The sequence below is a fragment of the Paenibacillus timonensis genome (assembly GCF_022427145.1).
In the GTDB taxonomy this organism is placed as follows: domain Bacteria; phylum Bacillota; class Bacilli; order Paenibacillales; family Paenibacillaceae; genus Fontibacillus; species Fontibacillus timonensis.
Map to the genome: position 1 here is coordinate 21419 of NZ_JAKSXN010000064.1, position 6948 is coordinate 28366.

7 protein-coding genes and 1 riboswitch are annotated in these 6948 nt (G+C 57.2%); of the genes, 5 read left to right on the forward strand and 2 right to left on the reverse strand.

Annotated elements, in window-relative coordinates; all coding sequences use genetic code 11:
- Positions 1 to 23 precede the first annotated feature (23 nt).
- Both MJ257_RS20530 and MJ257_RS20535 read left to right on the forward strand, forming a co-directional pair.
- Entirely contained in the window at positions 24 to 1058 is a 1035-nt protein-coding gene (locus MJ257_RS20530) for a CobW family GTP-binding protein (RefSeq protein ID WP_240271008.1), read from the forward strand.
- Positions 1059 to 1155: 97 nt separating this feature from the next.
- Complete coding sequence (locus MJ257_RS20535; RefSeq protein WP_178020764.1) at positions 1156 to 1650, forward strand: flavodoxin domain-containing protein; 495 nt, start codon at positions 1156 to 1158, stop codon at positions 1648 to 1650.
- An 84-nt stretch (positions 1651 to 1734) separates the two neighbouring features.
- On the opposite strand, the gene MJ257_RS20540 is transcribed toward MJ257_RS20535, so the two are convergent.
- Positions 1735 to 2775 (reverse strand): ABC transporter substrate-binding protein, encoded by a 1041-nt coding sequence (locus tag MJ257_RS20540; protein ID WP_240271009.1) that lies wholly within the window; start codon positions 2773 to 2775, stop codon positions 1735 to 1737.
- Positions 2776 to 2927: 152 nt separating this feature from the next.
- Positions 2928 to 4439: a copper amine oxidase N-terminal domain-containing protein gene (locus tag MJ257_RS20545; protein ID WP_240271010.1), complete on the reverse strand. Its 1512-nt coding sequence runs from the start codon at positions 4437 to 4439 to the stop codon at positions 2928 to 2930.
- 226 nt (positions 4440 to 4665) lie between these two features.
- Positions 4666 to 4709, forward strand: a riboswitch (PreQ1 riboswitch).
- A gap of 199 nt (positions 4710 to 4908) precedes the next feature.
- On the opposite strand from MJ257_RS20545, the gene queC reads away from it, so the two are divergent.
- From queC to queE, 3 genes are read left to right on the forward strand one after another with little or no spacing between them, the layout of a single operon-like run.
- Positions 4909 to 5577 carry a 7-cyano-7-deazaguanine synthase QueC gene (gene queC / locus MJ257_RS20550; protein ID WP_240271011.1) on the forward strand — a complete coding sequence of 223 codons (669 nt, stop codon included), beginning with the start codon at positions 4909 to 4911 and terminating at the stop codon, positions 5575 to 5577.
- Positions 5574 to 6068, forward strand: coding sequence for a 6-carboxytetrahydropterin synthase QueD (queD, locus tag MJ257_RS20555; RefSeq protein ID WP_240271012.1), 495 nt, complete (start codon positions 5574 to 5576; stop codon positions 6066 to 6068). Before queC ends, queD begins: the two co-directional genes overlap by 4 nt.
- Entirely contained in the window at positions 6061 to 6888 is an 828-nt protein-coding gene (queE, locus tag MJ257_RS20560; RefSeq protein WP_270406884.1) for a 7-carboxy-7-deazaguanine synthase QueE, read from the forward strand. Before queD ends, queE begins: the two co-directional genes overlap by 8 nt.
- The last annotated feature ends 60 nt before the right edge of the window (positions 6889 to 6948 follow it).

Below are 6948 nucleotides of genomic sequence, written 5' to 3' on the forward strand. Positions count from 1 at the left end.
GAATGCGCCCGATGAATATGGCCATGAAAATACCGGTAGTCGTCCTCAGCGGTTTTCTGGGCAGCGGCAAAACGACCCTGCTGGTCAAGCTGCTGGAGGAGGCTGCCGCACGCGGGTTAAAACCGGGCGTGCTGATGAACGAGCTGGGCAAACGGGATATCGACGGCGAGCTGGTCGCCCGCTCCGCCTCCATCCGTTTTCCGTTGGAAAAACTGCTGGACGGCTGCATCTGCTGCACCAAAAAGGACGAAATCCAGGCGGCCCTGGCCGGCCTGCTTCATCAGGAACCCGACCTGCTGCTGCTGGAGCTCACCGGGGTGGCGAACCCTGAGGAAATCGTCGAACAGTTGGCCGAGCCCGGTCTCCTGTCCAAGCTGTATCTGCACCGCGTCATCACCCTGATTGATGCCGAGCATGCGCTCGAATACAACAGCATCTTCGCCTCGGATAAACAACTCGTTCGTACGCTGCGTTGCCAGCTGTCCGCGGCCGACGACTTGATCATTAACAAAACCGATCTCGTCCCGCCGGCCCATAATCGCAAAGTCACCGAAATGATCCGCAAGTACAATGCCGAAGGACGTGTGCATTACGCCGTCAACGCCAACATTCCGCTTGCTTCCCTCTTTACGGCCATTCATCCGTTGCCGCGGCGTACACCGCTGACGGCCGCCACCGCAGGCGGTTCCCACCGGGGAGCCCGTTCTCCGTTCCAGGTCGTGCAGCCGCACCGGCATTCCCCGGTTGATTCGACATCGGCCGAGCAGGCTCCCACCTCGTTCAGCCGGATCAACACCATCAGTCTGCCGATTCGCGAACCCTTGCAAATCTCCGCCTCCAGGCTGGAGCGGTTCATCAAGAAATGGAACCCCGGGCTGCTTCGAGCCAAAGGATACATACGTTTCTCCCAACCGGAGAGAGCCGCCTACCTGATGCAATATTCCGGCAAGCGGTTCAACTGGGAGGCGATGGATTATGACGGACCGCTTTATCTCGTGCTGATCGGCTATCGCCTTCCCGAACGGACAATCGCCGAGGAATGGGCGTTGCTCCACTGATTGTTTTTGACTCCGTATGACCGATGTCGCATCACCGCCTAAACATTCCCAGATACAATAAAACTGACTCGAAATCGGTCGAATGGGAGGGTACGTCATGAGCACACTGATCGTTTACGCAGGAAAATACGGCACGACGGAAAAGTGCGTCAAAACCTTGGCAGCCAAGATCAACGACCCCGTGGAAATCATTAATTTGCGGCAGCAAGCCGTCCCCGATCTGGCGGAGTTCGACAGCGTCATCGTCGGGGGATCGATCTACTTTGGCCAGTTTCAGCAGGCATGCCGGCAATTTTGCCGCGTCCATTCCACCGAGCTGATGCGAAAAAAGCTAGGTTTGTTTATCTGCTGCGGGACCTTCGAGAAAACCGAAGACTTCCTGCAGGCCTCCTTCCCGGCGGACTTGCTGGCGCATGCCACGGCCAAAGCCGGATTCGGCGGAGAGCTCAGCCTCAAATCGATGAGCCTGCTCGATCGGTTCGTCGCGAGAATGGTCACGCGCGCGGCCCGCAAGGAAGGACGTTCGCTCCCGGCGATCCGCTGGGACGAGGTTGAGCAATTCTCGGCCGCAATCAACCGCCAGGTCGTGTAGGGCAGCCGGTTGGCTCCGGACACGAAAAGGCCGTTCCTCCGCGTCGGCAAATGACGCGGGGAACGGCCCCTTGAGGTTGTGCGGTTATTTTTGATTTTGGCTGACGACGAGATTCACGAGAATATCGATTTGTTTCTCCAGATTCAGTCCGTCCACCATCCAGAATTCTTTGTAGTTCAACAAATACACGTGGTTTTTTTGAACCGCAGGGATATTTTTCCACACCGGTCCATTCATCACTTCTTCTGCGCGTTCCTTCCCGCCGTCCGGCTCATAAACCGTCAGGAACATGTGATCCGCGGCATATTCCGGAACGACCTCCAGGGAAATGTCCGCGCCCGTGGTCGGGAATACTTCTTTCCCGATCTTCTCCTGCGGCTTGAGTCCGAACATTTCATACAGGTTATAACCGGCATCCCGGGTTTTCGGCCATACCCAGAAGCTCTTCGCCCAGATCGAATAGGTGCCGACGGTTTCGTTCGGACCGATGACCTCGCTGAGCTTGGCTTTCGCTTCTTCGGCTTTTTGCTTATACCGGGTAATGAATTCCTCCGCTTGCTGTTCGCGGCCGAGCATTTCGCCAACCGTCTTCACTTCCTCCAGCGGATCAATGCCTTCCCATCCGGCGGTGGCCAGCGTAACGACCGGAGCGATTTTCTTTAATTGCTCCACGATATCGGCCGGCGTGTAAGTCGGCACGATGATCAGGTCTGGCTGCAGTTCCAGCACTTTCTCGACGGAGATGTCGCCGACGCTTTCCACGCCTTCCAGTTCTTTATTCAGCAGCACCGAGTTTTCCAACGCAAGCGAACCCGCGCCGATCGGCTTCACGCCCAATGCAAGCAGGTCGCCCAAGTGCGTAACCGATACGATCCGCTGCGGATCCGTCGGAATTTCCACCTCTTGCCCGGTGAAGTCCTTGTAGATTTTCGTTGCAGCTTGTCCTTCGGCGGCTTTGTTCGTTCCGTTGCCGGATTGCGCATTGCCCGTAGCGCCATTGTTCGCAGCGCCCGCATCGTTTGCCGCATTGCCCGCATTGTTGCCGTTTTGGCCGCAGGCCGCAAGGACGACCGTCAACAGCAGGACCGTCGCCAAAGTAAGAAAGCGATGTTTGAAAACCTTCATCTGTATTGTTCCCCCAATTTCCATTGATAATGATTATCATTATACATAGACCGGGATAAATAATCAATCTTCCGTCGAAAAAATAAAAGGACCATCCCGAGCCATCACTTGGATGGCTCGGGATGGTCCCGTATTTGTTGCTTCTCTGCCGCTTACTCTCTTTCGATGGTAATCCAACCGTCCGCGTCGAAGCTCACCGTCGCTCCAAGCGCTTCCGTCAGGAATCGCAGCGGCACATAGGTAGAGCCGTCCTTATGCACAAACGCGGGTTGACTGAGCTGAACCGTCTTGCCGTCCACCGTCGCTTGCTTGGAACCGACTTTAAGAACAATCTCCTTGCCGGTAAGGTCATCGATCACGACCAATTGGCCGGAACCCGGCGTCCATTTCACTTCGGCGTCAAATTGCTCGGACAAGTAGCGAAGCGGCACGAAGGACGTGCCGTTCTTCGTGATGACTCCGTAGTAATCGCTTTGGGTATCGAGCACAACCTGTTTATGGCTCAATTGGAAGTCATCCTTGAGCAATTTGTACAACGGCGCGACATCCTTAAAGTTGCGCAAAATTTGTCCCGGCGTCGGATCCATTTCGGTGACGTCGAGCACGCCTGCGCGCGTATCCACCTGATCCGTGGTTACCGTCCCGCCGATGTTCCACATTTCGCTGTCGCTGCGCACCTTGATCGCAGAGATCGGAAGCTCCTCGGAAGCCGGGAGCGCCACGTTCAATTCCATCGACTGCTTGCGGATGTTCAGCTTGCCGTCGAAGTAAAGGTCCAGCTTCAGCACCGTGTCTTTCCCGAACACGGTCGCAAGCTCCGGCGTATCCGCGAACAAGCCCGCTACCTCTTCGTCATAAGAAGCAAGCAGCTCTTCCATGCCTTGCTGAAGCTCCTTGTACAGTTCATCCACGGCTTGTTTCTTCGTTTCCTGCGCCAGCTCCGGCGTGAGCTCCGCATCCTCCGGAAGTTCTCCCAGCGAGCTCAGGAACGGCGTCAGCAAATCGTAGTAGCCCGCGATCAGATCCTTGAGCCCCTGCTCATCCTTCACCGCGCTTGCGAGGAACGGCTTAAGCAGCCCGAACAGCTCGTCGCCGCGCACTTCCGCATGCAGGTTTGTCAAGCTCAGCGATTCCCCGTTCACTTGCGACGAGGTTTGCTTCACGGTCAGCACCGAAGGATTCGGAAAATGCTTCAGGACGAATTCCGCGAGTTTGGCGGAAAGCTCCTGCGCCCCGGCTTCCATGGAGCTCGTATCCGCTAAGCCGGGAATGGAAGGCTGCTGGGATATGTACAACGGCTGCTTCGCGCCGTCAACCTGCAGCGCGATCCCCTTGTCGTCCATGGACAAGAGGAATGGAATTTTCTCCTCCTTCAGTCCGACGGAGCCTTTCATGGAAATATGTTGGGTATCCTGCACTTTCGCGCTGTCGATATTCAGGGAGAAAGAATTAATGAGATCGATCGCGGCTTGGTCTTCCGCGGTCAGGTTGGCCGATGCCGACGGTACAACCTCAACGGTAACCGTCTGCTTCGATTCGCTGCTCGTCGTCTTCACGCTGCTTGCCAGCGCTTTGGCCACGTCGAAGCCGCCGACCGCCTGGCATCCCGTGAGCGCTACCAGCAGCAGGGCCAGTGGAATGGCCAGCCATTTGAGTTTTCGCATGGTATATCCTCCTTGTAGTTAATCTCTTCCATTATCGGTTAGATCCGCCCGTTTGTGAATCGGTATTTCCTTGTTTTCGTTAAAAAAAGCTAATTCCTAACCCCGTCCCTTCTCTTCCCCTACGAGCAAAAAATATGCTATAATGGGGTTTGTGCCTAGGGCCTTGTTCCCTTTCGGGCAATTTCAATTGAAGAAGAAGTCCATGCCCTCCCCAATGGCGGGGCGCGTGGGAGAGGTTCGAGAACTCCCTCTATAAAAAACTACAAACGCCCTGCCTTGATTAGGCGGGTTCTTTCGCGCCTGCACGCTCGACTGCATCTTGCACCCGAGTCGTCAGCGCCAAGGAACGCCCTGCCGGTCGAACGGGCTTGTTTTTTTGTGACCAGTTCAAGAACTCTCTTTCTTCTGCCAATGAGCCGGAAAACAGCGTTTTCCCGCTTCACTATCCAAGAAGACGGAGGGTTTTTTTATGCTTAAAAATGAAAAAGCGGTCGTCGTGTTCAGCGGCGGTCAAGACAGCACCACCTGCCTGTTCTGGGCCATCCAACAGTTCGGCGAAGTCGAGGCCGTGACCTTTGATTACGGACAACGCCATAAGTTGGAGATCGACTGCGCGAAATCCATTACCGCCGAGCTCGGCATCAAACACACCGTGCTGGACATGAGCTTGCTCGGCCAGTTAACGCAAAACGCCTTAACGCGCAGCGACATTGCCATCGAGCACCAGGAAGGCGCGCTACCCAGCACGTTCGTGGACGGACGCAATCATCTCTTCCTTAGCTTTGCCGCCGTGTTGGCCAAAGGCGTAGGCGCCAAGCATATCGTCACCGGCGTCTGCGAGACCGATTTCAGCGGATATCCCGACTGCCGCGACGTGTTCGTCAAATCGCTGAACGTGACGTTGAACTTGGCCATGGATTACGAATTCGTGATCCATACGCCGCTTATGTGGATCGACAAGGCGGAAACCTGGAAGCTGGCCGATGAGCTTGGGGCTTTCGAGTTCGTTCGCGAACGGACGCTCACCTGCTACAACGGCGTCATCGGCGACGGGTGCGGCGAATGCCCGGCCTGCAAGCTGAGAAAGGCCGGCCTGGATAAATACTTGCTGGAGCGCCGGGAGGCGAATTTACGATGAACCGGACACCGGGAGAATTTCGCATCGTCGAAGCGCTGCAGAAGCTGGGCCAGGACATCGGCCAGGACCAGTTGCGTTACCACCGTCGCCGGGTGCTGGTCAGCAAGGAGTTCACTTTTGATGCCGCCCACCATCTGCATGCGTATGACGGCAAATGCAAAAACCTGCACGGCCACACCTACAAAGTGGTGTTCGGCATCAGCGGCCGGCCGGACGAAATCGGCATGACCGTTGATTTTGGCACGATCAAGGACATCTGGAAGAACGAAATCGAAGGTTATCTGGACCACCGATATATTAATGAAACGCTGCCGCCTATGAATACGACCGCCGAAAACATGGTGGTGTGGCTGTTCGAGAAAATGGAGGCGGCGCTGCAATCCGAAGCGTATCGGAATCCGGCGTTGGAGGCCCGCACGGAGTTCGTCCGTCTCTACGAAACGCCGACCAGCTACGCCGAAGCGAGACGGGAGTGGATGCGGGATGAGTAAACTAGAAGCCGCACGGGTCTCGATGCCGATGCCGGAGTCGTCTACGCCGCTTCAAGCAACCCGGGAATCAAGGGAAACCCGAGATCCCCGCGAGCTGCCGATCCCCGTCCTGGAGATTTTCGGCCCTACCGTTCAAGGCGAAGGCATGGTGATCGGGCAGAAGACGATGTTCGTCCGCACGGCCGGCTGCGATTACCGCTGCGCTTGGTGCGACTCCGCCTTTACCTGGGACGGCAGCGCGAAGGAATTGATCCGCCGCCTGACCCCGGCGGAAATCCTCGGCGAGCTGCGCGACATTGGCGGCGACCGATTCGCCCATGTCACTTTGTCCGGCGGCAACCCCGCCCTCCTGCCGCAGCTAGCCGGCCTGGTCGAGCTGCTTCACGCCGAAGGCATCGCCGTCGCGGTCGAAACCCAAGGCTCGCGCTGGCAGGACTGGCTGGCTGCGGTCGACCAGGTGACCCTGTCACCGAAGCCGCCAAGCTCGGGCATGGACACCGACTGGGACGCGCTGGACGACATCGTCGCCAAGCTGGCCGCCCGGCCCCACCCGCTCGCCGTCAGCCTGAAGGTCGTCGTGTTTGACGACGACGACCTGGCCTACGCCAAGCGAGTGCACGCCCGCTATCCCGGTGTGCCGATGTATGTGCAGGTCGGCAACCCGGACGTCAAGCGGATGGACATCCAGGAGCATGCGTCCGACCTGCTGCGCCGCTACGAGGCGCTGATCGACAAAGTGGTCGCCACGCCGGACCTGAACGACGTCCGGGTGTTGCCGCAATTGCACGCCCTCGTCTGGGGCAACAAACGCGGCGTGTAGAGGTAGTTCAAAAATCGGAATTGGATCACGAAGCGGGTTCACACTTGCCTTGCCGAGGTT